The sequence below is a fragment of the Hymenobacter sp. DG25A genome (assembly GCF_001280305.1).
GTDB lineage: Bacteria > Bacteroidota > Bacteroidia > Cytophagales > Hymenobacteraceae > Hymenobacter.
This window is the reverse complement of the sequence record NZ_CP012623.1, coordinates 3,138,992-3,164,392: the sequence shown is the minus strand read 5'-3', so window position 1 is coordinate 3,164,392 and position 25,401 is coordinate 3,138,992. Positions and strand designations below refer to the sequence as shown.

General features: G+C 59.5%; 20 protein-coding genes. 9 read left to right on the top strand and 11 right to left on the bottom strand.

All coding sequences use genetic code 11. From position 1 onward, the window contains the following. Positions 1-47 precede the first annotated feature (47 nt). Positions 48-1,523: a proline--tRNA ligase gene (proS, locus tag AM218_RS13540; protein WP_054414383.1), complete on the bottom strand. Its 1,476-nt coding sequence runs from the start codon at positions 1,521-1,523 to the stop codon at positions 48-50. 194 nt (positions 1,524-1,717) lie between these two features. Here proS and AM218_RS13535 point away from each other — a divergent pair, with 194 nt between their 5' ends. Both AM218_RS13535 and AM218_RS13530 read left to right on the top strand, forming a co-directional pair. Continuing rightward, entirely contained in the window at positions 1,718-2,923 is a 1,206-nt protein-coding gene (locus AM218_RS13535; protein WP_054414382.1) for a hypothetical protein, read from the top strand. Between the two features lie 47 nt (positions 2,924-2,970). Continuing rightward, positions 2,971-4,512, top strand: coding sequence for an OmpP1/FadL family transporter (locus AM218_RS13530; RefSeq protein WP_054414381.1), 1,542 nt, complete (start codon positions 2,971-2,973; stop codon positions 4,510-4,512). Positions 4,513-4,597: 85 nt separating this feature from the next. Here AM218_RS13530 and AM218_RS13525 read toward each other — a convergent pair whose 3' ends face one another. Beyond that, on the bottom strand, positions 4,598-5,536 hold the full coding sequence (locus AM218_RS13525) for a hypothetical protein (protein ID WP_157547669.1): 939 nt from the start codon (positions 5,534-5,536) through the stop codon (positions 4,598-4,600). A gap of 174 nt (positions 5,537-5,710) precedes the next feature. Between AM218_RS13525 and AM218_RS13520 the strand changes: the two genes are divergently transcribed. Both AM218_RS13520 and AM218_RS13515 read left to right on the top strand, forming a co-directional pair. Then, positions 5,711-7,978 (top strand): S9 family peptidase, encoded by a 2,268-nt coding sequence (locus AM218_RS13520; protein ID WP_082318238.1) that lies wholly within the window; start codon positions 5,711-5,713, stop codon positions 7,976-7,978. 123 nt (positions 7,979-8,101) lie between these two features. Then, positions 8,102-9,568, top strand: coding sequence for an energy transducer TonB (locus tag AM218_RS13515; protein WP_197273974.1), 1,467 nt, complete (start codon positions 8,102-8,104; stop codon positions 9,566-9,568). A 6-nt stretch (positions 9,569-9,574) separates the two neighbouring features. Here the strand turns inward: AM218_RS13515 and AM218_RS13510 are convergent, their stop codons facing one another. Further along, positions 9,575-11,020: an aldehyde dehydrogenase gene (locus AM218_RS13510; protein ID WP_054414378.1), complete on the bottom strand. Its 1,446-nt coding sequence runs from the start codon at positions 11,018-11,020 to the stop codon at positions 9,575-9,577. 113 nt (positions 11,021-11,133) lie between these two features. Between AM218_RS13510 and AM218_RS13505 the strand changes: the two genes are divergently transcribed. Together AM218_RS13505 and AM218_RS13500 are read left to right on the top strand one after the other, a co-directional pair. Then, entirely contained in the window at positions 11,134-11,805 is a 672-nt protein-coding gene (locus tag AM218_RS13505) for a hypothetical protein (RefSeq protein WP_054414377.1), read from the top strand. Continuing rightward, positions 11,756-12,484 (top strand): hypothetical protein, encoded by a 729-nt coding sequence (locus AM218_RS13500; RefSeq protein WP_157547667.1) that lies wholly within the window; start codon positions 11,756-11,758, stop codon positions 12,482-12,484. The genes AM218_RS13505 and AM218_RS13500 overlap by 50 nt, the downstream gene beginning before the upstream one ends. Before the next feature lie 113 nt (positions 12,485-12,597). Here the strand turns inward: AM218_RS13500 and AM218_RS13495 are convergent, their stop codons facing one another. The 7 genes from AM218_RS13495 to AM218_RS13465 form a co-directional block, all read right to left on the bottom strand. Next, positions 12,598-14,982 (bottom strand): DUF6311 domain-containing protein, encoded by a 2,385-nt coding sequence (locus tag AM218_RS13495; protein ID WP_054414375.1) that lies wholly within the window; start codon positions 14,980-14,982, stop codon positions 12,598-12,600. Then, on the bottom strand, positions 14,979-15,695 hold the full coding sequence (locus AM218_RS13490) for a glycosyltransferase family 2 protein (protein ID WP_054414374.1): 717 nt from the start codon (positions 15,693-15,695) through the stop codon (positions 14,979-14,981). Before AM218_RS13490 ends, AM218_RS13495 begins: the two co-directional genes overlap by 4 nt. After that, positions 15,696-16,652: a glycosyltransferase family 2 protein gene (locus AM218_RS13485; RefSeq protein ID WP_054414373.1), complete on the bottom strand. Its 957-nt coding sequence runs from the start codon at positions 16,650-16,652 to the stop codon at positions 15,696-15,698. A gap of 21 nt (positions 16,653-16,673) precedes the next feature. Continuing rightward, positions 16,674-17,417, bottom strand: a complete 744-nt coding sequence (locus AM218_RS13480) for a class I SAM-dependent methyltransferase (protein ID WP_054414372.1) — start codon at positions 17,415-17,417, stop codon at positions 16,674-16,676. Then, the gene (locus tag AM218_RS13475) at positions 17,414-18,391 is read right to left on the bottom strand and encodes a glycosyltransferase family 2 protein (protein ID WP_082318321.1); all 978 of its coding nucleotides are present in this window, start codon (positions 18,389-18,391) and stop codon (positions 17,414-17,416) included. The genes AM218_RS13480 and AM218_RS13475 overlap by 4 nt, the downstream gene beginning before the upstream one ends. A 254-nt stretch (positions 18,392-18,645) precedes the next feature. Continuing rightward, positions 18,646-19,911 carry a hypothetical protein gene (locus AM218_RS13470; RefSeq protein WP_157547666.1) on the bottom strand — a complete coding sequence of 422 codons (1,266 nt, stop codon included), beginning with the start codon at positions 19,909-19,911 and terminating at the stop codon, positions 18,646-18,648. Then, on the bottom strand, positions 19,827-20,942 hold the full coding sequence (locus AM218_RS13465; protein WP_157547665.1) for a DUF6311 domain-containing protein: 1,116 nt from the start codon (positions 20,940-20,942) through the stop codon (positions 19,827-19,829). Before AM218_RS13465 ends, AM218_RS13470 begins: the two co-directional genes overlap by 85 nt. A gap of 233 nt (positions 20,943-21,175) precedes the next feature. On the opposite strand from AM218_RS13465, the gene AM218_RS13460 reads away from it, so the two are divergent. The 3 genes from AM218_RS13460 to AM218_RS13450 all read left to right on the top strand — a co-directional run bounded on the left by AM218_RS13460 (position 21,176) and on the right by AM218_RS13450 (position 24,626). Next, a complete protein-coding gene (locus tag AM218_RS13460) occupies positions 21,176-22,582 on the top strand; it encodes a hypothetical protein (RefSeq protein ID WP_054414368.1) in 1,407 nt (468 codons plus the stop codon). Positions 22,583-22,721: 139 nt separating this feature from the next. Then, positions 22,722-23,267: a hypothetical protein gene (locus AM218_RS13455; protein ID WP_054414367.1), complete on the top strand. Its 546-nt coding sequence runs from the start codon at positions 22,722-22,724 to the stop codon at positions 23,265-23,267. Between the two features lie 126 nt (positions 23,268-23,393). After that, positions 23,394-24,626 carry a hypothetical protein gene (locus AM218_RS13450; RefSeq protein ID WP_157547664.1) on the top strand — a complete coding sequence of 411 codons (1,233 nt, stop codon included), beginning with the start codon at positions 23,394-23,396 and terminating at the stop codon, positions 24,624-24,626. Here AM218_RS13450 and AM218_RS13445 read toward each other — a convergent pair. Then, entirely contained in the window at positions 24,623-25,345 is a 723-nt protein-coding gene (locus AM218_RS13445; protein ID WP_054414365.1) for a glycosyltransferase family 2 protein, read from the bottom strand. The two genes, AM218_RS13450 and AM218_RS13445, sit on opposite strands and share 4 nt — an antisense overlap. Positions 25,346-25,401 lie beyond the last annotated feature (56 nt).

The window sequence follows — 25,401 nt, the reverse complement described above, 5'->3', positions numbered from 1 at the left end:
CGCTACAGGACGTGCAGCGGGGCTTTTGTTAGCGGAATGCCGACTGATTAATACGCCTTGGCAAAGTAAGCGCGGCGCTGGCTGGGCTTGCCGGTCAGAATGCAGATGCCATCCTCATCAGGCTCATTCAGGGCCAGGCAGCGGATGGTGGCTTTGGTTTCGTCCTTGATGCGCTCCTCGGTTTCTGAGGTGCCATCATAGTGGGCCACTACGAAGCCGCCTTTGCCTTCCAGCACCTGCTTAAACTCCTCATAGGTGTCTACGCGGGTGGTAAGCGTGTCGCGGAAGGCCAGGGCTTTGCGGTAGATGTTCTGCTGAATATCCTGCAGCAGCTGGTCGATGCTGGCCACGATGTCGGCCAGGGGCAGGTTCATTTTCTCTTTGGTGTCGCGGCGGGCAATTTCCACGGTGCCGGCGTCCAGGTCGCGCATGCCTACGGCCATGCGAACGGGCACGCCTTTCAGCTCCCACTCCGCAAACTTAAAGCCGGGGCGCTCGGTGTCGCGGTCATCAATCTTCACGGAAATGCCGCGGGCAATCAGGCCCATCTGAATGGGGCGGATGCGCTCCAGCAGCTCATCCAGCTGGCCGGTTTTGTAGATGGGAACAATCACCACCTGAATGGGAGCCAGCTTGGGCGGCAGCACCAGGCCTTCGTCGTCGGAATGCGCCATTACCAGGGCCCCCATCAGGCGGGTGCTTACGCCCCAGCTGGTGCCCCACACGTGCTCCAGCTGGCCCTGCTTGTTGGCAAACTGCACGTCAAACGCCTTGGCAAAATTCTGCCCCAGGAAGTGCGAGGTGCCGGCCTGCAGCGCCTTGCCATCCTGCATCATGCCTTCAATGCAATAGGTTTCTAGGGCGCCGGCAAACCGCTCGTTCTCGGTTTTTACACCTTTAATAACGGGCAGCGCCAGGTGCTCTTCGGCAAACTCGGCGTACACGTCCAGCATCTGGCGGGTTTCGGCCAGGGCTTCCTCAGCGGTGGCGTGGGCCGTGTGGCCTTCCTGCCACAGAAACTCCGCCGTGCGCAGAAACAGGCGGGTGCGCATTTCCCAGCGCACCACGTTGGCCCACTGGTTAATGAGCAGGGGCAGGTCGCGGTAGCTCTGGATCCAGCCCTTGTAGGTGCTCCAGATAATGGCCTCCGAGGTGGGGCGCACAATCAGCTCTTCTTCCAGCTTAGCGTTGGGGTCTACGCGCAGCTTGCCGGGGTTGTCGGGGTCGGTTTGCAGGCGGTAGTGGGTTACTACGGCGCATTCTTTGGCAAAGCCTTCCGCGTTTTTCTCCTCGGCTTCAAATAAGCTTTTGGGCACGAACAGCGGGAAGTAGGCATTCTGGTGGCCGGTGCGCTTGAACATGTCGTCCAGGGTGCGCTGCATTTTTTCCCAGATGGCGTAGCCGTAGGGCTTGATAACCATGCAGCCGCGCACGGCCGAATTCTCGGCCAGACCAGCGCGTTTCACCAATTCATTATACCACAGCGAATAATCTTCGCTCCGCTTCGGCAGGCTTTTGCTCATGATGGGACTATCTTTGGGTAGAGTAGGAATAGTTCCGCAAACTGGTACAACATTTGTCAGTAGTTTGGGGCACCGTTTCGGGGCGAAATTACGTTATTAAACCGGAGCATTCTGCCCTTGTCTAAAAGTGACAGGCAACCGTTTGGGGTTGTTGGTACTCTTTTCTTTAGTCGTCCTCTGTTTGTTGCGCTGTCATGAAAAAATCCCTCACTACTTTCCTGTCCGCTCTGGCCCTGGTTGCGCTGGGAAGCTGTGCGGGCACTTCTGCTCTCACCACGGAGAGCGACGGGGTCTATTACTCGTCTAAAGACCAAACCACCGTGGACCCCGCCCTGGCCGCCGTGCAGGCAAACCGGGGCGCGGAAAGCGTGCCTTCCAACGAGTCATCGGCCACGCAGGACTCTCGCACTGATCAAGGGCGGGAGCAGTACAGTGATTCGTACTCCACTTACGATGATGACGAATACACGTACATGGCGCGTATCCGGCGTTTCCATCAGCCCAGCTACTGGTCTTTCGCGCCGGGCTACTATGATTACGCCTACACCAGCTACGCCTACGACCCCTGGTTTTACGGCGACTATGCCTACGGCCGTCGCTACGGCTACTACGACCCCTTTTATGACCCCTTCTATGGTGGCGGCTCTTACGTGAACATTTCCATTGGCTGGGGCTGGCCTTCCTACCGTCGTCCTTATGGATACGGCTATGGGTATGGCGGCTATGATTGGGGCTACCGGAACGGGTACCGCAATGGCTACCACAACGGCTATTATAACAACCGCTACAACGACTGGGGCAAAACCTCGCGGGACAACACCTACTACGGCCCCCGCCGTGACCGGAGCACCAACGTAGGCCCCGGGAACTCCACTACCCGCGGACGCGGCGTAATTACCGACCGCCGCGCAGTAGATAGCCGCACCAATACCTCCGGCGGCACCTCCATTAGCGTGCCGGCCACGGAGTCGGGGCGCCGTCCGGTTTCCACCTCACCCGGCACCAACCGGCCTATTCCGGCCCGGGGCCGCATTGAGGAGCGCAACGCCGATGGCGGGGTGCGGGGCAGTGTGAATGACCCGGCTTCGCGGCCCGGCCGCGTGCTGGAAAGCCGGCCCCAGATGCCCACGCCCAGCCCGGCCCGGGAAGAAGAGGAAACCCCTCGTCCGCAGCCCCGCCGCTCGCGCAGCTACCCGGAAGGTTCTGAGAGCCGCGAAGAGCGTCCGGCCCGGTCTGCGGAGCAGCCCCGGCGGGAGCGTACCCGGGAGTACACCCCGGAGCGCAGTGAGCAGCCTTCCCGCTCTTATGAGCGGCCCGCCGAGCGCAACAGTGAGCCGGCCAGCCGCCCCACGCCTTCCTCCAACGACAACGGCTCGCGTGGCCGTGGCCGCGTTAACTAAGCGCCGCCAGCCTTGCGCGTATTCGTTCTGCTTCCCACCTTCTCTGTATGAAAACCCTTCCGTTCTGGCTTGGCCTGGCTTGTCTGGGTCTCGCCCTCCCTTCTGTTGCCCAAACCGATGCTGATGCACTGCGCTACTCCTGGCAGCAGTTTGGCGGCACGGCCCGCACCCAGGCTATTGGGGGCGCCACCACCGCCGTGGGCGCCGATCTGGGCGTGCTAAGTACCAACCCGGCCGGGTTGTGCTTGTATCGTCAGTCGGAGTTTAGCTTTACGCCCGGGCTGGGCTTTTCCAATACCACCACTTCGGGGGTGGGCAGCCCTCTGGAGAATAACCGCAGCAGCCTGCACATCGGCAGCGTGGGCGTGGTGTTTACCAACCGTCTGGCTGATAACGATAACTCATCGGACTGGCGCGGGAGCAGCTTTGCTATTGGGGCCACGCGCATCAACGATTTCAATTCCCGCTTTCATTACAAAGGGAACGTAGCTGACAGGCAGACTTTCTTTGAGTACTTACGCGAATCGCCGGCTACGCAGGATGACCTGGATGCGGAATACGGACAAAACGGGGAGAACATCACCACTCTGGATGGACTGGGCTATGGGGCTTACCTGACGAATGTGAACCAGGACGAGCAAGGCCGGGACTATGTCTCTACCATCAACCGCTCTGAGCCGGTTCTCATTGATGAAACGGTTTCCACTACTGGCTCGCAAACGCAGTACGACTTTGGCTATGGTGCCAGCTACCGCGACAAGGTATACCTGGGCGCCAGCCTGGGTGTGGTCCGGACGCGGTATAATCTGCTGCGGGAATACAGTGAAGCAGAGGACGACGCGAATACGGCCTTTACCTCGCTGCTGCTGCGCGATGAGGTAAACACGACCGGCACCGGCCTTAATGTGCGGGCCGGGGTTATTTACCGGGCCAGCGACCAACTGCGAATCGGGGCCTCGGTGCAGACGCCTACGTTCAGCAGCCTCACCGAAACCTACAAAACGTCGCTCAGTACCAACTTCTCCGGCCTGCAAGTAACCAATTCCAACGGCACCGTCAGCACCATTAATGATGCCATGGCGGTAACGCGGCCCGGCGAATCAAACTACACCCTCACGTCGCCTTTCCGGGCCAATGTGGGTGGGGCGTTGGTAGTGGGTAAAAACGGCTTTGTTTCGGCTGATGTCGAATACGTGAACTACGGCCAGGCCCGCCTGCACGCCGATAATGAAAAGAAAACGGCCGATGAGTCTTATTTCGATGAGCAAAACCAGGCCGTGGCAGATAAATATAAATCGGCCGTGAACGTGCGCCTGGGGGGCGAGCTGCGGGCCGATATCTTCCGCTTCCGGTTGGGCTACGCCCTCTACGGCGACCCATTCAAATCCAACGAGGCAGACCGCACCCGCGCATACTATACCGGTGGGGTGGGCCTGCGCCAGAAAAATACGTTTATCGATTTGTCGGGGGTGTACACCACCGGCAGCTCCACTTATTCGCCGTTCAATTTAGCGAATGGCCAGCAGCCCCGCCTTACAATTGATGAGCACCGCTTTACCACCAGCTTTACGGTTGGAAAGCTCTTTTAAATCGGCCTGCTTATTACCATAAAAAGAGCCGGTGCCTTCAAGGCACCGGCTCTTTTTATGGCTTTATAGTACGTGGTACGGAGCTTTATTCTTTGTCAATTCTGACCTGAAGCGTGGCCCGGGGGAGAGCTGTATTATTGGTCACATCTTCCACATAAATAGCTCCGGTGCGCCCGGCGGCCGTCCGGAAAGTCAGCACTTTTTCCTTCACCAGCGCGCCGGAGCGGGTAGGGGTAGTGCTGACCTTTGCACTATCATATAACGCTACCAGATCAGTGGCTTTCGTAAGCAGGCTGAATTGCGCCTGGGCGAGGCTGGTTTGGCGGATGGTAGTAGCGTTGCGGGTAAGCCACGCCGTACTATTGAGCACCGGGGCAGCAGCGGCCACGGTGGCATCGGTTGGAGAGGCCAGCTCTATTCCGCCGGCGGCCGAAGGCAGAGCTATGAGGTCCACCAGCTGCTGGGCGGCCGGGTTATCGCGCACGGTAAAGCCCGGAAATACCAGGCCCTGCCGGGCATTGAGCGTGCTGCGGCTGCTGGTGCGGCGGGCGGCTTGCAGGAATACCTTGTAGGGGTGGTAGGCCTTCAGCGAGTCCGGATTCCGCACGGTAAGCAGGTAGGAGCGGGAAACAGCTTTGCCATCCGCATTGGTGAGCGTATGTTTCCACCGCTCGTAGCCGGAGGTAGTACGGGCACCAAACGTAAGCTGATAGTTGAAATTGAGGCTGCTGAACGTGGTGTCGAAGTAAACGAGCTGCGGGAGCTTCTTTTCTTCGTCCTTCTCCTTGGGAGTGTAGTCTACGGTAATGGTGTAATGCTGCAGGAGTGGGTCGTTTAGACTATCACGCAGGTCGCCGGTTACGCGCGTGGTCAGCGTATCGCCGGGGGTGGTGAGCAGCCGGTCGTTGGAGGTGAAGCGCGAGGAGCCCACGAAGTTAAAGCGGGGTTCTGAGCCGGGTTCCGGCGTGCAGGCGGCCAGGCCGCTCAGGACCAACAAACAAATAACGGATAGACGAAGAGCCATAGAAAACAAAGGTGGGAAGAACGCGGCAAAGTCAGGATACCCCGGGCAAGCAACCTTTGCCGCCTGCCGCCGACTTTGCGCCACAGGCGGCCCCATCCCAGAGCAGACGCACTTCTTTTCCCGGAGGGCGTGTTATCTTTAACGTCAGTATCCCCGCCGAAATTTTTCCACTCTATGCAATTTCGCACTCTCGGACTAGCCTTAGCGCTGGCCCTGACCAGCCCCGCCCTGCTGCCTGGGCTCACCCCCACCGCTGTTGCCCAGCAGAAAAAGGACATCACCCTCGAAGACATCTGGCAAAAAGGCACGTTCCAGGCCAAGTCGGTGCCCGGCTTTAACTGGATGCGCGACGGCCGCTACTACTCCTCCCTGGATAAAGGCGACCTGGTGCAGCACGACGTAACCACCGGCCAGGCCGTGCAAACGCTGGTTGCCGCCCAGGATCTGAAAGCGCCCGGCAGCCCCCAGCCCCTGGCCGTAGAAGGCTACGAGTTCAACGCCGATGAGCAGAAAATCCTGTTCTGGACCGACGAAGAACCCATTTACCGCCGCAGCTCCCGCGCCCTGTACTACGTGTACGACCGCGCCGCCAAGAAGCTCACGCCCCTGAGCGCCGGCAACAAGCAGAGCTACGCCACCTTCTCCCCCGATGGCAGCAAAGTGGCTTTCGTGCGCGACAACAACCTGTTTGTGGTAGACCTGACCACCATGCAGGAAAAAGCCGTGACCACGGACGGTGTGCGCAACAAGCTCATCAACGGCAGCACCGACTGGGTGTACGAGGAAGAGTTTGAGTTTGCGAAAGGCTTCTTCTGGTCCCCCGACAGCAAGCAGCTGGCTTTCTACACCTTCGATGAGTCGCAGGTGCCGGAGTACAACCTGCAGGAGTGGGGCCCGCTCTACCCCAAAGACTACCGCTACAAATACCCCAAAGCGGGCGAGAAAAACTCCATCGTGAGTGTTTCTACGTTTGATGTAGCCGCCGCCAAAACCACGAAAATGGACGTGGGCCAAGAGCCGGACCAGTACATCCCGCGCATTATCTGGACGCAGACGCCTAACGTGCTCAGCATCCGCCGCCTCAATCGCCTGCAGAACAAGCTCGAGATTCTGCACGCTAACGCCAGCACCGGCAAAACCGACGTAGTGCTGACTGACACCGACGCGGCCTACGTGGAAGTAAACGACGACCTGCGCTACCTGAAAGGCGGCAAGCAGTTCCTGTTCACCAGTGAGAAAGACGGCTACCGCCACCTCTACCTGTATGATATGAAGGGCAAGCTGGACCGTCAGCTGACCAAAGGCCCCTGGGAAATTGCCGAAATCAACGGCTTCGATGAGAAAAACGGGCTGGTGTACTTCACCAGCACGGAAGGCTCGCCCATGGAGCGCCACCTGTACCGCGTGAGCCTGAAAGGCAAAGGCAAAACCCGCCTCAGCGAGGCGGGCCGCGGCGTAGATGCCGTGAACATGAGCCCCGACTGCCGCTACTACCTCAACTACCACTCCGAGGCTGGCGTGCCGCAAGTAGTGAGCCTGCGCACCGCCCAAACCGGCAAGCTGGTGAAGGTGCTGGAAGACAACGCCGCCCTGCGCCAGACGCTGGGCCAGTACAACCTGGGTAAGCTGGAGTTCATCAACTTCAAAAACTCGGAAGGCGTAGCCCTGAATGGCTGGATAATGAAGCCCGCCAACTTTGACGCTAATAAGAAATATCCCGTGCTGATGTACGTGTACGGCGGCCCCGGCTCCCAGACCGTGAAGGACGATGCAGGTGGAGGCATTGCCTTCACCAACTATCTCTGGCATCAGCTGCTGGTAGAGAAAGGCTACATCGTAGTATCGGTGGATGGCCGCGGAACCGGCGCCCGCGGCGCGGCTTTCAAGAAATCCACCTACGCCAACTTGGGCAAACTGGAAACCATTGACCAGGGCGAAACGGCCAAATACCTGGGCACGCTGCCCTACGTAGACAAGGCCCGCATCGGCATCTGGGGCTGGAGCTTCGGCGGCTACATGACGGCCCTGGCCCTGACCAAGGAGGCCGACCTGTTCCGCATGGGCATTTCCGTGGCGCCCGTTACCAACTGGCGCTATTATGACACGGTGTACACCGAGCGTTTCCTGAAAACCCCGCAGGAAAACCCCGCCGGCTACGACGACAACTCGCCCGTGCAGTTCGCCGATAAGCTGAAGGGCAAGCTGCTGCTGGTACATGGCACCGGCGACGACAACGTGCATTTTCAGAACTCCGTGGCCTTTACGGATGCCATGATCAAAGCCAACAAAGACTACCAGACGCTGTACTACCCCAACCGCAACCACGGTATTTATGGGGGTAATACCCGCCTGCACCTCTACCGCCAGATGACCAACTTTATCCTGGAAAATCTGCCGCTTACGCCCGATGGCTCTTCGGGCGCGGCGAAGTCGGTGAATTAGCCGTAAACGCCTCTGCCTGGAATTGCCCAGGGCTTTGCGAAGCACAGTTTGCTTGCAAAGTCCTGGGCAATCTTGTTTATTGCCAAAACCTTAAACCCTCTACGCCCGGTGCTATTTATGCTCATGCCCCTCCAACGTAGCTTGTGGAAGCCATTTTTCTCCTTGATTTTCCTGCTGACTGGTGCCTGTCAGCAACAGCCGGCCGAGAAAACGCAGCCGGCTAATGCCCCCGCCGCGGCCTCCTTGGATTCGCTGGCTGCTGATACCACCCTAGCGGTGGAGCCCCCGAGCGATAAGCCCGTTACCTGGCACCGCCTGACCCGCCGCACCAACCCCAACGCGCCCCTTTTGGTGTATAGCCGGGTAGCCCGGCCCCCGGCCAGCGAGCTGGTCGCCAGCCCGCCACTCCGCGAAACCCGCCTGTTCGACCTCACCCGCAAAGCCAGCCAGTACTACCGCATCGACCCTACCCACCCCGCCGAAGTTCGCGGGCAGGAGGGCACCGTGGTGCGCATTCCGGCCGGCTGTTTTGTCGACGGGCGGCAGCAGGCCATGGCAGGCCAGGTCTGGATTGAGTTGAAGGAATGCTATTCGCTGGTGGATATGCTGCTCTCCGATATGGTGAGCGAAACCGCCGACGGGCAGCTGCTGACTGCGGGCGGCGGCGTTTTCATCCGGGCTTCGGCCCACGGCCAGCAGCTGGCGCTGGCTCCCAACCGCACTTATCAGGTAGAGTTACCCGTTTCGCGTCAGCAAACCGGTATGTCCCTGTTCCGGGGCGTCAGCGCTGAGCTGCAGCCCGTGCGGTGGGAGGAAACCGCCCCCGCCGATCCGGCCCCGGAGCAGATTTATACCACGGCCGAGCAGCTGCCCACCTACGGCAAAAGCCCCACAGATATCAACAAGCTCATCCGCTACCCTAAAACGGCTTTGGCCCGGGGCACGCAGGGAATGGTGTTTGCCTCCTTCGTGGTAGATGAGGCCGGCCGCATCAACTCCCCCAAAATCCTGCGGGGTATTGGCGATGGGTGCGATGAAGAAGTACTGCGGGTGCTGCGCCAAACCTCGGGCCACTGGACGCCCGGGCAGCAGGATGGCCGCTTTGTGAAAGTGAAAATGGTGGTGCCCATTCGCTTTAATCCGCAGGAAGGCATGCTCACCACGTCCGATACTGCCCTGACTTCAGCCCCGACCGATACGGTGGAAGAGGCAGAGGAAGGGCTGACTTCGGCGGAGCACTACGTCTTCCGGACCAGCAACCTGGGCTGGCTGCTCTGTGCCCGGCCCTACTCCGCTCCATCGCCGTCGGCAGAGCTGGCCGTGCGGCTGGATGCGGACCCCAACACCAGCGTGCGCCTGGTGCTGGCCGATGGCCGCACCGTGCTATCCGGCGTTCCAAATGAAACCGGCAGCTATGTTTTCCGCCACGCGCCCGCCCAGCCCAAAGGCACGCTGGTAGCGGTGCGCTACTTCAACGATACGCCCTACCTGGCCCTGCGGCAAACGGATGGCGCCCCGGATACCACCCAGCTGCAGTTCCGGGAAACCACCCTGGCCCAGCTGGAAACCGCCTTGCGGCGGTTGGAATAAATCCGGCTAGCCCAGCTTGAGGGTGATGCTCTGGGGCTCGGTGAAAAAGCGAAGCGCTTCCAGCCCGCCTTCGCGGCCCACGCCGGAGTTTTTCATGCCGCCGAAGGGCGTGCGCAAATCCCGGTGCAGCCAGGTGTTAATCCAGACAATGCCGCTGTGCAGGGCATGCGCCACGCGGTGGGCCCGGTTCAGGTCGCGCGTCCAGATGGTGGCGGCCAGGCCATAGTCGGTGCCATTGGCCCAGGTTATGGCTTCTTCTTCGGTATCGAAGGGGGTGAGGGTGACCACGGGCCCGAAGATTTCCTCTTTGTTTACCCGGCATTCGGGCGTGAGGCCTTCGAACACGGTTGGCTCTAGGAAAAACCCATTGGCGCAACGGCCTTCCAGATGCACGCGCTTACCGCCGGCCAGCAGGGTGCCGCCTTCCTCGTGGGCCAGCTCAATGTAGCTGAGCACTTTTAGCAGATGTGCCTCGCTGACTAGAGCGCCCTGCCGGCTGCCGGCCTCCAGAGGGTCGCCTACCGTAAGGCCGGCCACGCGCTCCAAAAAGGCAGCTTTGAAAGGCTCGTAAATGCTGCGCTCGATAAAGATGCGCGAGCCGCACAGGCAAATCTGGCCCTGGTTGGCAAACGAGCTGCGGATGCTGATATTCACGGCTTCCGTCAGGTCACAGTCGGCGAAGATGAGGTTGGGGTTTTTGCCGCCCAGCTCCAGCGAGAGTTTCTTGAACATGGGCGCAGCCGTGCGGGCAATATGCTCGCCCGTTTTCGTACCACCCGTAAAGCTGATGGCCTTTATGGCGGGATGCTCAATAATGGCCTGTCCGGTTCCGGGGCCGGCGCCGTGTACAATGTTCAGTACTCCAGCGGGCAGCCCGGCTTCTATGCAAAGCTCACTCAGTAAAAAAGCGGTGTGCGGGGTAATTTCCGAAGGCTTGGCCACCACGCAGCACCCCACAGCCAGCGCCGGCGCAATTTTCCAAGTAAACAGGTACAGGGGCAGGTTCCAGGGCGAGATGCAGCCCACCACGCCCAGCGGGTGCCGCACGGTGTAGTTCAGCGCCACGCCTTCCTGAAAGTGGGTTTCGGAAGCAAAATGCTGCGCGGCGGTGCCGAAAAAGGCAAAGTTGCTGGCTGCCCGGGGTATATCCACAGTGCGGGCCAGGCTCACGGGCTTGCCGTTGTCCTTGCTTTCGGCCTGCGCCAGCGGTTCCAGCTCGCGCTCAATTAGTTCCGAAATCCGCACCAGCAAACGGCCCCGTTCCTCGGCGGGCAGGGCGCGCCAGGCGGGCAGCGCGGCTTCTGCCGCCGCTACGGCCGCTGCAACATCCTGGGTATTGGAGTCGGGCAGCAGAGAGTACACCTGGCCGGTAGCGGGCTCGATGTTGTCGAGGTAGCGGCCGGCCGCCGGCGGCACCAGCTGGCCGTTGATGTAGTTCTGAAGCTTTAGCATGGGTGGGGGAAGATGGGGCAGCAAGGTAAAGCTAACTGATTTGAATAGCTACTTTTGCAAACTGGGCCTGCGGCTGAAAAACAGCACTTCCCGCTACCCATCCACTCTCCTGAATGAAATACTGGCTTCGCCTTGCCCTGGTCACCGGCTTTTATGCTCTGCTGTTTGTGTTGTTCACATGGCCCCTGGCCACGCAGCTTACCACGGCTTTCCCCACCCGGCCCGGTTCCGGAGGCGACTCCCTGCTGTATATCTGGAACTTCTGGAATTTCCGGGAAGCGGTAGCCAGCGGCAACAATCCGTTCTATACCAATTGGCTGCTTTATCCCGGGGGCACTTCGTTGTGGATGCATGCCTACATGCCCGTGCTGGGTATGCTGAATGTATGGCTGCAAAACGAAATGCTCATCATCAATCTGGGGCTGCTGGTAAGCCATACCCTGATTAAGCAATTGCGCAACCTGGGCGTGCCCGATTACGGCGGCCCCTGGTGGGGCGGTGATGCCGTGAGCTACCTGCTACCGGCACCCAACAGCCGCTTTCTGGATTTTGGCTGGGCTCAACGGCTGTTTCTGAATCCGAAGGTATACAACATACCGGGGTCCGTGGAAATCGTGCTGTTCCTAGGGTACTCCCTGCTGCTATTGGGGCTGATAGTGATGATGTGGCCAAACCGCCCGGCCTCCCGCCGCCACCTGGATGCGGCCGGCCGCTGGCCTGGATGCTGCTTTTTTTGTGCTGTTAACGCTGCCCGCACTGCGCATCTTCGGCAAACAGCATCTTAATCTGCCCACCGCGCTGCTGCACTTCATTCCTTTCGTCAACAACATCCGGGTGCCCACGCGCTGGGTTATGATGGTTAGCCTGCTGCTGCCGGTTGTGTCGTTCAGTGCGCTGGAAGCTATCTGGCAGCCCTGGCTGCGCCCCCGGTGGCAAACTGCGCTGAGTGGGCTGTTGCTGGGCATGATACTGGTAGAATACTGGCCCAAACCCGTGCATCTTACCACTGCCAACGATATTCCGGCGGTGTATGCGGAAGTAACCCGGCTGCCCGGCACCACCTTGTTCCCGGTTCCGTTCGGGCTGCTGGATGGCAACCGCCAGGTAGGCATTGTGCAGACCGAGCAGTTCTTTTACCAGACTCAGCACCATAAAAAGCTGCCAATCGGGTATCTCTCCCGCATTAGCCCCGATGTCTTCGCCTCGTTTCAGCAGGATATAGTGCTGGGCCGCCTGCTGGCCTTGCAGACTCACCCCGATACAGTTCTGCCTGTTGTATGTACACCCGCTCAGGTCCAGGCTTTTCTGCGCAAGTATCAGCCGGCTGCTTTCGTTGTGCACCCCAACTACCAAAACCAGCCTGTGCACCGCTACCTGCGCCAGATGCTGCTACCGCTGGGCTACTCCGAGCGGCTGATAGATGGGTACAGCCTGCTTTGGCGCCCGGCTTCAGAAATCAGATAATGCTACTGGTATTCGCTGAAACCGAAGGCCCGCCGCCTAGGGAAAAATTCCGGGCGGCGGGCTTTCATCCTGGCTGTTCATCTGCCCGAAGCAGCCTCCTTAGCCCTAGTAATCTAGTGCCTGGCAGCGAGCGGCGTGGCCATGGGTAGCGTAGGTGTCAGCAGGTAATTATTGTAGATGAGTTGGCTCGAATCCGGCGTTTGCCGCCACACTGCTACACCGGCGGGCCGCAACTCAAACTCATCCACCACATAGCGGCGGCCCTGGGTCCAGATGCGTACGTGCTGGCCGGGCTGCGTTACGTGGATGTGCGCCGTAACGCGCACCCAGTCGCCCAGCACGTTGGTGCTGAACTTGGTTTCAATGGCGCTGCTGTCCAACACGGTGCCAGCCGGGTTGCTGAGGCTCCAGTGCAGGGCCGGCAGCTTCTCCGTGCGCAGATACACCCACACTGAGGCTTCATACCAGCCCGCCTGCGGGATATTCTGGTTGAAAAACAGCTCCGGTGCCCGGCGTATCGGCTGGGCGCCCGGCCCCAGCAGTGGCGGAATATCCGGCTGAAAATCCGGATCTTTTCTGGGCTTATCAAAGCTGTTATGCCACACCAGCGGCGTGGCCTCACTGGCCCAATAGGTTGGAAAGCGATGCAGCGTAGGGCGTTGTTTCTGGAAGGCTGCCTGCAGGGCGGGCCGGGCTTCCAGCTGGCTAAGGGGCAGCTCGGCCAGCCAAACGGCCGAGTCGCGGTAGAACACCCGCGCCCGCGCCAGAATAGATGTCTCCGCCGAATCAAGAGTGGTTTTAGGGTCAACCAGCAGCAGCAGGGGGCGCCGGTCGGGCAGGCGGCGCAACAGGGCTTTGTCGATGGCCGGGTGGCTGAGCAGCTGTGCCAGCTCCTGCGCCTGGTAGAGGGCCGTGCGCGAAAGCTGGTGAGTGGCCAGAGGCAGCGCCGTTTCCAGCGAAGCACGCATGCCCTGGTACAAGCTATGCGCTACGCGGTGGCCACTCTCAGGCAGGGAGATTACCTCACTGCCCATCAGGAAATAGGGTAGCGGGATGATGGCCTGAAAATCGGAGGGTTGGCGGCCGGCCTGTGCCAGGCGGTTTTGGAAATGGTCGGGGGCGGGGCGTGGGGCAGGCATCTGCCGGCCGGCCGAACAGGGCAGCTGCTGAATCAGCTGCCCTTTGTGGCCGGCGTTCAGCATGCCTTCCGCAAACCATAGCAACAGTCCCAGCGCCAGAACAAAGCCGGCCCTTTTGCCGGGCCGATGCCACCGTAGCCAGCGGTAGGCCTGGTACAGCGCGTATGCCAGATAAACGGAGTAGAAGTAGTAGAAAATCCAGGCAAAGCGCCCGATGGAGCGAAACTGCCGAATCGGCCCTAAATAATTCAACAAGCCCTCCAGACCCCAGCGGAACGGCCAGCCCATCGAGAACAGCAGAATAAGCGTGCCGGCCCACAGGCTAACGCGCAACATGGGCGGCAACGCGGGGCGGCGCAGGCGCTGCCACTGCTTGCGCCGTACCCGGCCAAATACCCGTGCCAGGGTAAGCACGGCCAGGGTGGTACCCACCAGGCCCACATACGCCAGGCCTTCCCAGCTAGGATCAGGGGTGTGAAAGATGGTTTGCCACCAGATGCGCGTGGGAACTTCTACCGGGAAAAATACGCTCCAGAACGAGGAGCTGTAGGCGAAGAATCCGTACGGCAAGCCCGTGCGGTCGGCAGCATAGGGGTCCGTCAGGCGCAGCACACCTTGGAAAATAACCATCGGGAGCAGAGCGCTGGTCAATACCGGCCACCAAAACCGCCAGAACAAGCCGCTGCCCGCCGGGCGTTGCCACCACGCCACGGCGCTATACACCAGCAGCAGCAACGCCCCGATAATAATATAATATGGGTGCAGGCCACCGAATAGGAGCATGTTGGCGCCATATAGCGCATACCAGAGGCGGTTGCCAGTTTCATCGGCGCGCACCAGCAGGTACCAGAGCAGCGGCACAGCGCAGCTGTAGGAAAGCGCATAATGGCCCAGTAGCCGTTCCAGCTGCGGGGCCAGCAGCACCATACAAACGGTAACGGTGGCCGCATACCAGTCGGGCAGGGGCAGGCGCCGGAGCAGGGCCAGCAGCGGCAGCGCGCTAAGCAGCTGCGCCAGCAGCATAGCACTGTTGAATACAGTTACTACATCCAGCGGCAGTCCGGCCTGCTGCAGGCTGCGCAGCACCAGCGAAAACAGCGGCTGGTTATCGGTATATACCACATGCTCCCCAAAGGGGTAGTTCATGCCCGTAAACCAGACGCCGACATCGTGCTGCACATACCACAGCGCGGTGTAGTAGTTCTTATAGCCGTCCTCAGAACTCCCAAATAGGTAGTGGCCGGGGTGCCAGAGCACGGGACCAAACAGGAGGGAGCCCAGCAGAATCAGAATAAGCAGCACCGCCAGCGGCGTAAACCAGTACCGCGGTGTGGCAGAAGTAAGCGGAGTATTTTTCACGCCAGTCGACCCATGAGGAGTTTCAGAAAGCTGGCTCCTTCGGTGAGCAGCACCTGGGGGCTCATGCGCGAAAACACGATGCCGGGTTTCAGGCGCACTGGTACGGGCTGCACCCGCAGCTGCGCGGCCGGGCGGGAAGCGAGAAAAATAAATTCCAGATCGAACAGGTACCGGTCTATAGTAGTAGCCAGAAATACTTCGCGCCCGCGCCGGTTAAACCCCTTCAGCCCGCATTGGGTGTCAGATACCGCCAAGCCCAGCAGATGGCGGGTGCTGTGGCGCAGCAGCTTGGATATGATAATGCGCCCACGGGGCACCTGGGTGTAATAATGGGTGTCGCGGGTACCCACGGCTACGTCCGCTCCGGCCAGCAGCGCTTCCAGCACGGCCGCTACACTGGTTTCTTCGTAGGGAAAATCAATATCCGTGAACAGGCAGAGCGCATGCTCAGCCTGCTGCACTCCGTAGCGCAACGCGTAGCCTTTGCCCCGGTTCTGCGTGTAAGTGAGGTAGCGGGAGTTAGGCAGCAAGCTGGCCAGCAGGTCTACATCGGCCGCCGATACGCCCCGCGAAGAGCCATCGTTCACCACAATCACGTGCAGCTGCACCTGCGGAATCAGCTCCGTTGCCCGTGCCACGCGCCGGGCCAGATTGGTTACCCAACCAGCCGGCGGGTTATAACACGGTAGAACTAAGTCAACGGAAACAGCCATTTAAGCAGATGGATGCGGAGTATAGGGCGTCGGCGCGGGCATATCGGTTTCGTCGATGATGTAGAGAGGCCGCTGGCGAGTGTTAGCCCCCAGCCGGGCAATATACTCCCCAATAACTCCAATACACATCAGCTGCACGCCGCCCAAAAACAGTACACTCACAATAGTAGAAGGCCAGCCGGCTCCGTAGTTCTTCAGGAAAAAGCGGGCATAAATGGCATACATCATCACTAAAAAGGCTATGCCCGATACCACAAAGCCAGTAACGGAAGCCACGCGCAAAGGCAAATCGGAGAAGGAAGTGATGCCATCCAGAGCCAGCCGGATGAGCTTGCCATAAGTATAGCCCGGGGTGCCGCCGCCCCGCTCAGACCGGTCGAACTCCAGGAACGTCTGGCGGTAGCCAATCCAGGAAATCTGCCCCCGGATAAACTTATTCTGCTCCGGCATGCGCTTTAGCGCCTCCACTACCTTGCGGGAAACAATGCGGAAGTCGCCCGTATCTAGGGGGATGTTGACGGAGGTAATACGGGCCAGCAGGCGGTAGAACACCTTGGCGGTGAATTTCTTAATGGCGCTTTCCCCCTGGCGGGAGCGGCGCTTGGCATACACCACTTCATAGCCCTCGTGCAGCTTGGCGTACAGGGACGGAATCAATTCTGGTGGATCCTGCAGGTCACCGTCCATCACCACCACGGCTGCCCCGCGGGATAAATCCAGTCCGGCCGTAATGGCAATCTGGTGGCCAAAGTTGCGGCTGAAGGTGATGAAGTGCACGCGCGGGTCGCGGGCGGCCAGCTCCCGAATAATGGTCAGGGAGCGGTCGGCAGAGCCATCATTGACGAGAATTACCTCAGCCTGCAGCGGCAGCGCGTCGAGCATAGCGCTCAGACGGGCATACAGCGTCGGCAGGTTCATTTCCTCGTTATAGATGGGGATGATAATGGATAAATCCACGGCGTCTTGGGAAAATAAAGGCTAAACCGGCTTGCGGGCCAGGGCAAAAACACTCACCCCCACGGGGGCATTAAGCGCCTGCAGCAAGCGGTTTTCGGTGGTGATGTAGCCGCGCAGCAGCATGTTGAGCAGCGGGGGAGTGGCGAAAAAATCGTCTTTGACCGGGCCTTTCTCAGCCGGCAGCAGGCGCTTGAGCAGGCGTACGGCCGCAGTGGGAAAAAACAGGCCCACATTCCAGTAGGAGTGGCGCTGCACCTGCAGGCCGGCCCCGCGGAGGGCGGCCGTGAGTTGGGCGGCAGAATAGCGGCGCCAGTGCTGGTTTACCTCATCGTGCTTACCCCACAGAAATTGAAAGGCCGGCACAAACACCAATAGCTGCCCACCGGGCCGCAGCACCCGCATCCATTCGCGCAGGGCCTGCGCCTCGTTTTCGATATGCTCCAGCACATCGGAGGCCACTACCAGATCAAAGGTGGCGTCGGGGAAGTCCAGCCGGGCACCATCCATGCAGGATACGTTATTGATGCCGCGCTGCCGGGCCACGGCCACGCCGGCCTCGCTTACGTCGATGCCGGTCAGGTTGGTATAGCCTACGCTTTCCAGACGCTGCAGCAGCGGTCCGCCGGAGCAGCCAATTTCCAGCACGGCGGCAGTTTGCGGCAGCTTCAGGTCCTGAATCAGGCGAAACACCATGTCGCGTCGGGCCTGAAACCACCAGTAGTTTTCTTCTATCTGGTGATACTTCAGTTCGTACTCAATATTCATGATGCGGTGCCGGTTGGTACTCCCGTCGGGCGCGGCAAAGCAGGCGCGTCGGTTATGTTGGTGTCGGAAATGATATAGAGCGGCCGTTGACGCACGTTGGCCAGCAGGCGGGCCAGGTACTCGCCAATAATACCCACCGCAATCAACTGCACGCCACCCAGAAACAGGATGCTGACCATCAGCGAGGCCCAGCCCGGCTGGTAGTCGCGGGTTATAAAGCGGGCATACAAGGTGTAGAGCATCACCAGAAAGGCGACGCCCGAAACCAGAAAGCCGCTGACGCTGGCGGCTTTCAGCGGCACATCGGAAAAGCCAGTGATGCCATCCAGGGCCAGGCGCAGCATTTTGCGGTAGGTGTAGCCCGTTTCGCCGCCAGCGCGCTCGGCGCGCTCATACTCCACGTAGGTCTGGCGGTAGCCAATCCAGGAAATCTGGCCGCGGATAAACTTGTTCTGCTCCGGCATCTGCCGCAGGGCATCTACCACCTTGCGGGATACGATGCGGAAGTCGCCCGTATCCAGAGGGATGTTGACGGAGGTGATACGGGCCAGCAGGCGGTAGAACACCTTGGCGGTAAACTTCTTAATGGCGCTTTCCCCCTGGCGTGTACGGCGCCTGGCATACACTACTTCGTAGCCTTCGTGCAGCCGGGCGTACAGGGCCGGAATCAGCTCCGGCGGGTCCTGCAGGTCGGCGTCGATGATGACCACGGCCGTGCCCCGGGAAAGGTCCAGCCCCGCCGACACGGCAATCTGGTGGCCGAAGTTGCGACTGAAATCGATGTAACGCACGCGGGAGTCCTGGGCGGCCAGATCCTGGATGAGGGCCAGGGATTGGTCGGCGGAGCCATCATTCACAAATACTAACTCGTAGCTCCTGAGGGCCATCGAAACCAATACCCCCCGCAGCCGCTCATACAGCGCCGGAATATTTTTTTCTTCGTTGTAAATGGGAATGATAACGGACAGATCCACAGTAGGCAGCAAGCAAGAGAGAAAGGGTAACAGAACAGGTTGCAGCTGCCGCTATAAGCGTCTGCAACCGATGCTAAAAGGCTTGGTCCTAAACTAACAGAGGCGCGAAAGTACGGAATTAACCAAGCACAATAGCTGCTCCGGGTGCCAACTTGTAACGCTCATCCTATGATCCTACATATTGAGCGGTGGTAGAAAGAATGCCCCTTATCAGTACAGGAAAGCTGGGCACCAGAGCTGAAACTATGCTGGTGCTAATCCTGCAAGGGGAGGTTGTTTTTGAAGGTTCTCCCGGCAACTGGCTGGTCGAATACATCGATATAGGCCGGCCGAATGAGCAGGTGAGCCGCCTCAAATGGGTCGCCTTCCAATCTCACTACCAGTCTATTGGCAGGGTGATGGGGCCGCAGGACAAAACAAGGGCGAGTCCAGCCCTTATATACCTCTACAATCTTGCGGGAAGGAACCTCATAGTTTTCTATCTGCTGGCCGGTTTGGGCATCCAATTCCTGAATCCGAAGAATGGGAAGGTTACTCATGCCTACCACGCGCACCCATACCGATACCTCATAATGGGCTGTATCCACGGCTTGTGGAACCGGGCCATTAAAAAGCACGGCCGCCTGCGGGCTCCGCAACGACCCGCCACCCAGCGGCGACGCGGTGCCGCTGGCGGCAGGCCAAGTGCGGCGCACCACATCTGAGCGGGCAGGCAGGTGGGGGGCAGCAGCCAGAACTGCCTGCCGGTAGGGGGTTGCCTCTAAAGCGGCTACCGGGAGCTCATACAAGCTGACATGAGCATCTTTCAACAACAGTTTGCTTAAACTGATAAGCCGCCGTTCGGCGGGCGTGAGGGCTTCCTCGGTTACCAGCAGCAGCAGCGGCTTGCGCGAGGGAAGCTGCGCGAGCAGGGTTTTCGGCAGTTCGGGGGCCGACAGCAGCTGGGCGGCCGCCAGGCCCTGCGCCTGTGAGGTGCGGGACATGGAGGAGGCTACAATGGGCAGCCCCGTCTGAAGGGAGGCGCGCATGGCTTCGTAGGCGGAAGCGGGTATATCATTGGTGCCGAATTGCTCGGGGCCCAGCAAAAAGTAGGGTAGGGGCACAATGGCCTGATAGGTGCTGTTGGGAGTGCCCTGCCAGTTCAAGTAGTCAATGTAGGTATCAATGGGGTGCAGCAGGGCCCGTGCGGTATAATCCGGATTAGCGTTGGTGTTCTTCATGCGCTGAACCCAGGTATTGAGGGCCGTGCGCCCTTCCCAGCCCCATACCAGTACTACCAGCAGCAGGAGCATGTGCGCAAAACGGCCGGCCCGGTGCTGGCGCAGGTAGCGGCCCAGCTGGTAGAAGTAAAACACGGCATACACCGTAAAGAAATAGTAGAAAATCCAGGCGAAGCGGCCGATGGAGCGAAACTGCCGAATCGGACCCAGGTAGTTCAGCAAGCCTTCCAGACCCCAGATAAACGGCACGCCCCAGGCAAACAGCAGCGTAAGCAGACCGGCGTACAACCCAACGCGCAAGGGGGGGGGAGTACCGGCCGCAATATGAGTTGCCACTTCCCCTGAAGCAGGTAGCGCAGCCCCTTCACTCCGGTAAGAATTAATACTACCAGGCTCATCAACCCCACATAAGCCCAGCCTTCCCCAACGGTTTCGGGGGTGCGGAAGGCAGCACGCCAAAAAGAAGCCAGCGGCTCGAGCACGGGGTAAAACACGCTTTCGAACCGGGAGCGGTATACCAAAAAGCCGTAGGGCGTAGCCGGCCGGTCCGTAACAGAGTCCGTGAGGGCCATCCAAAGCTGGAATAGAATGATAGGCAGCACCGCCGCCAGCACCATCCGGACTACCAACGTCAGCGGATACGCGTTGCGGTTAGGGCGCCGCCGTTGTAACCAGGCAACCAGCGCGTAAGACAGCCCCAGCAAGGCCGCCAACAGCAGATAATAGGGGTGCAGCAGGCCGCCCATCAGCCCGACGGCAACATAACCCAGCAGCGGGCCCCAGGCCCGGGGCGCGGCCTGCGCCCGCACCAGCAGGTACCACAGCAGCGGGACAATGAAGGCGTAGGAAAGCGCATAGTGCCCCAGCCACCGCTCCAGTTGCGGAGCCATAAAGCTGATGAGCAGCGCGCCGACCACTGCCGGCCCGGCAGGCAGCAGCACCCGCCGTAATAACAAGTACACAACTACTGCCGTGAGCGGTAGCGCCAGCAGCATCAGGCTATTAAGGAGCGTCAGCCCTACATCAGCTACGGGTATGCCGGCCTGTTGCAGGTAAGCCAATGGAATACCCAGCAGGGGCTGGCCATCGGCAAATACCAGATGGTCGCCGTACGGGTAGAGCATGCCTTTAAAGTGACTGCCGTGGCCGTAGCGGATGTGGTAGAGTAGGGAATAGTAGTTCTTGGTACCGTCTCCCCCGGCAGCAAAAGTGTACTGGCCCGGATGCAGCAGAATGGGCCCCAGCGCCGCATACATCAGGCTAAAGGTGAGCAGCAGCAGCGCTAGAATAGGAAGCCCGTGTCGGCGTAAAGCAGAATGCAGTAAAGGCAAGATAGGTACGAATAGAAAACAGGATAGCCGGAAACCGGGCAAATATAGCAGGGCGCGCATGCGGAACCCAGCCAGGGCGCATACACCACCACGACTTCGGCGCTTCCACCCGAAGAACCATACAACTCAGGCTGATGCGAGAGAATAAGCGGCTCTTCTGTGGGCTTGTATATCTTTGGCGCCTCTGGCTTTATCGGCGGCGAGCTACTTATTTGTCCTCAGCTATCTTCTTTATGATTTCACTTCGCCGTGCGGGCAACAAGTTATTCTGGCTCCTGCTTGGGGCGCTGGTGCTCATTAGTGCAGGCCTCTATAATGGCTTCCCGCTCGTCACCTCCGACACGGGCACGTATCTGAATAGTGCCTTGCAGCTAAAGGTGCCCGATGACCGGCCCATTACCTACGGCCTGTGGGCTTTGGTTACGGGCCTGCGTAGTACGCTGTGGCTGGTGATTTTTGCCCAAGGCCTGTTGCTGGCCTGGCTCCTTTGGCGGTGCATAGCCGTGTTTGCACCCCGCCTGCAGCACCCAGCCGGAAGGCTGGCTTTGGTGGGCGGAGTAGCTTGGCTAACGGGCGTTTCCTGGTACTGCAGCCAACTGATGCCCGATATTTTCACGGCGGTGGGCGTATTGGCGCTGGCACTGTTACTGCTGGCTCGTCCGGCATCAACCGAACGCCTCGTGTTGCTGGGCATCCTGCTGCTGGCCGCCGTTATGCACTCTTCCAACCTGCTTACTTTCTCCCTTACAGTGCTGGGGGTGGGCGTAGTGGGTTGGCACCAGCGGCTGTTTCGGCGGGGTATCCTGCACCGGCCTGATTGGCTGCTGGTGCTGGGTATAACATTGTCGGGCTGGGTAGTGCTGCCGGTGCTACACGCGGCTTTTGGCGGCGGTTTCCAAATTTCGAAAGCTTCCCCGGCCTTCCTGGTAGCCCGGTTGTCGGAGAGTGGGGTGCTGGATAAGTTTTTGCAGGAAAACTGCGGTCCTGAAAACCAGTATCTGCTGTGCGCCTTCCGGGACCAGCTACCCAACGACGCCATGCAGTTTATGTGGGATGGGAACAGCCCCCTGCATCGCACCGGGGGCTGGAATGCCAACCGGGCAGAGTACCAACACATCATCCGGCAGGTGTTGCTTTCCCCGCGCTACTACCCACTCCTGCTATCGGAAAGCATTCAGGCCACGCTCCGGCAACTCACGCACGTGGCGCACGGGGATGGGCTGACTCCATTTCGGGAAAACACCAACCCCTACTGGAAGGTAGCCGAGTACGCGCCCTATGAGCTGAAGGAATACATGTCGTCGCTGCAAAACCGGGGGCAGCTGGATTTCAAGAACTTGAATGAGCGGGTATACGGCGCGCAGCTACTGGCTTTATTGGTGGTGGGGCTGATGCTGTTCGGCCCTTGGAGCGCCCGCGTGGCTCCGGCGGCGGCAGGTTTGGTGCTGGTATGCGGGGCGGGTATCGTAAGCAATGCCTTGGTAACCGGGAGCCTGGCCAATGTGCTCGACCGGCTACAGGGACGGGTAGCCTGGCTGTTACCCTGGGTGGCATTGCTGCTGTTGGCGCAGTACCTGCCGGCCTGGCGGTGGCCTGCTCATGCAACCGAGCCAAAGGTGAAAGCCGACTTGCTACCCTAAAGACCATGCAGTGGCAGGGTTTCTTAATGCTGGTTTTGCCGCAGTATTTGGCGGAAGTTGGCCGCTGGCCAAAAGGCTCATGCTGGAACGTACGTCGTGAATGTTGAGAATCTGCCTAATTTCGCCGGTATACTATTTTATGAATACCACCATGAAATCATTGCTATATGCCCTGGCCGCTTTCAGCCTAACGGCCTGTTCTTCCAACGCTGAATTAGGAACCCCCGGCGACTATATCACGCGCAATGACTTTGAAGCGATGATGGGTTGGATACCCGATGCCACGGCTCTCACCAAAGAGCACGCGCATTCGGGTGAGTACGCCATTCAGGTTAACCCCAATCAGGAGTTCAGCCTCACTTACACGGCAATGCTGGGCAATGTAAGCCCCCATAAACTGCGGGGCATTCGGCTGGAAGCCTGGGTTTATCTGCCCGATGACAAGACTACCGGGGTGCTGGGCGTGCAGATTCTCGACCCCAGTCAGGGCAATAAGGAAATTTTTGGGGACGGCATCAACCTGCAGGAAACAATTAGAGATTATAAGAAATGGGTGCTGGTCAGCAAAGACATTACGCTGCCCGATAATATTGCCTATACCCATAACCTGAAGGTGTTTCTGTGGCGCGCCGGAACCGCCTCCACCGTGTACGTGGATGACCTGAGCCTGAAGGGTATCGAATAAACCGCCCGACTACAGGCTGCGAAAGCAGCGGGCGCCGTCTTTTAGCTTTATATGCACCCAGGATTTTCTCGCATTTCAGCCGCGTTGCCCCACCCGAAGCAGAAGTTGTGGCAACTGGGCGCTGTTTTGGCCTTTTGGCTGGAAATGCGCCTGTTCACGGATCTGCGCAACTATTATGGGCCATTCTGGAGCCCTATCTGGTTTTATCTGGCTTCGATGGCCCTGTGCGTGTGCGCGGTGCTGGCACAGCTGGATCAGCCCGCGCCCTTGGTAGCCCCGCCGCTACAAGGCCGCCGGGTGCTGGGTTCTTGGGTGGTAGGCTTGTTGGGTGGGGTGGCAGTGCTGTACGCCCAGGCCCCGGTTATTCTGGGCAACCCCATCAACGTGGCCCAGTCCGACATCATCCCCATCTTGCAGAATTATGTGCAGCGGTTTCAGAGTGGGGAAGTGGTGTACAAGTATATTACCAACCTGCCTTACCCCCTGTTTCCCAATCACCTGCCCCTGCAGTGGCTGCCCTACGTGGTAGCCGACCAGCTGGGCATAGACTACCGCTGGTGGGCGCTGGGGTTGCTGCTGCTGGGTGGTTTTGGCGCTTACCTCGCGTTTCTGAATGCTCAGCGCCTGCATGTACTGGTGTTTGCGGGCGCGGCAGTACTGCCCTGGTTTCTTTTGCGGCACATCATCCAGGTAGATAGTGGCCTGTTTGCCCATACCATGGAGTTTACCATAATTGCTTACTACTGTGTACTGGCGGCCTCCATCTTTTCCCGCTCGGCGCTGGTGCAGGCAGTTGCCCTGGTATTGTGCTTGTTGTCGCGGTACTCGGTGGTGTTCTGGGTGCCGCTGTTTTTATGGTTGCTGTGGCGGGAGCGGGGCCGCTGGCATGCCGTTTTCGTAGTAGGCCTGACAGTCTTGGGTATATGGCTGATTTACGTTGGGCCCTTCCTGTCAAAGGACTGGACCATATTCACGCACGCCCTGAGCGAGTATAAGATTGCTACCCTGGGCGAGTGGAGCCGCACCAATGGCCCCGATGGCAAGCCCGGGCATCTATTTGGGGGGCTCGGCTTTGCCTCCTGGTTTTATGCCTATGGCCCCGGCGACATTCCCGCCCGCATTAGCCTGCTGCAGAAAGCCCACATCCTGGCATCCGTAGGCGCCGTAGCCCTGAGCGCGGGCGCCTACTGGCTCCTGCGCCACCGCCTCGATTACCGGGTGCTGGCGCTCACTTCGCTTGGCTTCTATTTGAGCACCTTTTACGCTTTTATTCAGATTCCTTACGCCTATCTCACCTCGCTCACACTATTTATCTCGGTGTTCGTGGTGGCTATAGCGTGGCGTAAACCAGCAGTTTAGCCAAACAGCCCATACTTCACAATGCAGTAAATAGCCCGCACTCCATCGCGCCAGCCTATTTTCTTGCCCTCGGCATAGGTGCGGCCGTAGTAGCTGATGCCCACCTCGTAGATGCGTACGCCGGGCACGCGGGCTACTTTGGCGGTTACTTCGGGCTCGAAGCCAAACCGTTTTTCTTCCAGGGTAAGGCTCTGAATAATATCCCGGCGGAACAGCTTGTAGCAGGTTTCCATATCGGTCAGGTTCAGGTCGGTGAACATGTTGGACAGGGAGGTCAGGAATTTATTCCCGATGCTGTGCCAGAAAAACAGGATGCGGTGAGGCTTGCCGCCCATAAAGCGGGAGCCAAATACCACATCGGCAAAGCCTTTCAGAATGGGCTTAAACAGCACGTTGTATTCCTCCGGGTCGTACTCCAGGTCGGCGTCCTGGATAATCACATAGTCGCCGGTGGCTTCCCGGATGCCGGTGTGCAGGGCCGCGCCTTTGCCCTGGTTTACGGTGTGGCGGAGCAGGCGCAACCCCATTTTAGGGTGCTGCTCCATGTAGCCGGCAATAGCTTCCGCCGAGCCATCGGTGGAGCAGTCATCAATCAGAATAATCTCCTTGCGGATACCATTCACCAGCACGGTTTCGTGCAGCAAATCCAGAATCTGGTGAATGGTGCGGGCCTCGTTATAAACCGGAATAACGATAGAGAGCGTATCAAACTTGACCAAATCGGGGGTAGTTGAGCGTGGTAGGGGGCGGGGAGCCGCCGCGAAGGAAGCGCCTG

Coding starts and splice junctions, on each gene's coding strand:
- proS (WP_054414383.1), bottom strand. CDS start 1,523: ATGAGCAAAAGCCTGCCGAAGCGGAGCGAAGATTATTCGCTGTGGTAT.
- AM218_RS13535 (WP_054414382.1), top strand. CDS start 1,718: ATGAAAAAATCCCTCACTACTTTCCTGTCCGCTCTGGCCCTGGTTGCG.
- AM218_RS13530 (WP_054414381.1), top strand. CDS start 2,971: ATGAAAACCCTTCCGTTCTGGCTTGGCCTGGCTTGTCTGGGTCTCGCC.
- AM218_RS13525 (WP_157547669.1), bottom strand. CDS start 5,536: ATGGCTCTTCGTCTATCCGTTATTTGTTTGTTGGTCCTGAGCGGCCTG.
- AM218_RS13520 (WP_082318238.1), top strand. CDS start 5,711: ATGCAATTTCGCACTCTCGGACTAGCCTTAGCGCTGGCCCTGACCAGC.
- AM218_RS13515 (WP_197273974.1), top strand. CDS start 8,102: ATGCCCCTCCAACGTAGCTTGTGGAAGCCATTTTTCTCCTTGATTTTC.
- AM218_RS13510 (WP_054414378.1), bottom strand. CDS start 11,020: ATGCTAAAGCTTCAGAACTACATCAACGGCCAGCTGGTGCCGCCGGCG.
- AM218_RS13505 (WP_054414377.1), top strand. CDS start 11,134: ATGAAATACTGGCTTCGCCTTGCCCTGGTCACCGGCTTTTATGCTCTG.
- AM218_RS13490 (WP_054414374.1), bottom strand. CDS start 15,695: ATGGCTGTTTCCGTTGACTTAGTTCTACCGTGTTATAACCCGCCGGCT.
- AM218_RS13480 (WP_054414372.1), bottom strand. CDS start 17,417: ATGAATATTGAGTACGAACTGAAGTATCACCAGATAGAAGAAAACTAC.
- AM218_RS13460 (WP_054414368.1), top strand. CDS start 21,176: ATGATTTCACTTCGCCGTGCGGGCAACAAGTTATTCTGGCTCCTGCTT.
- AM218_RS13455 (WP_054414367.1), top strand. CDS start 22,722: ATGAATACCACCATGAAATCATTGCTATATGCCCTGGCCGCTTTCAGC.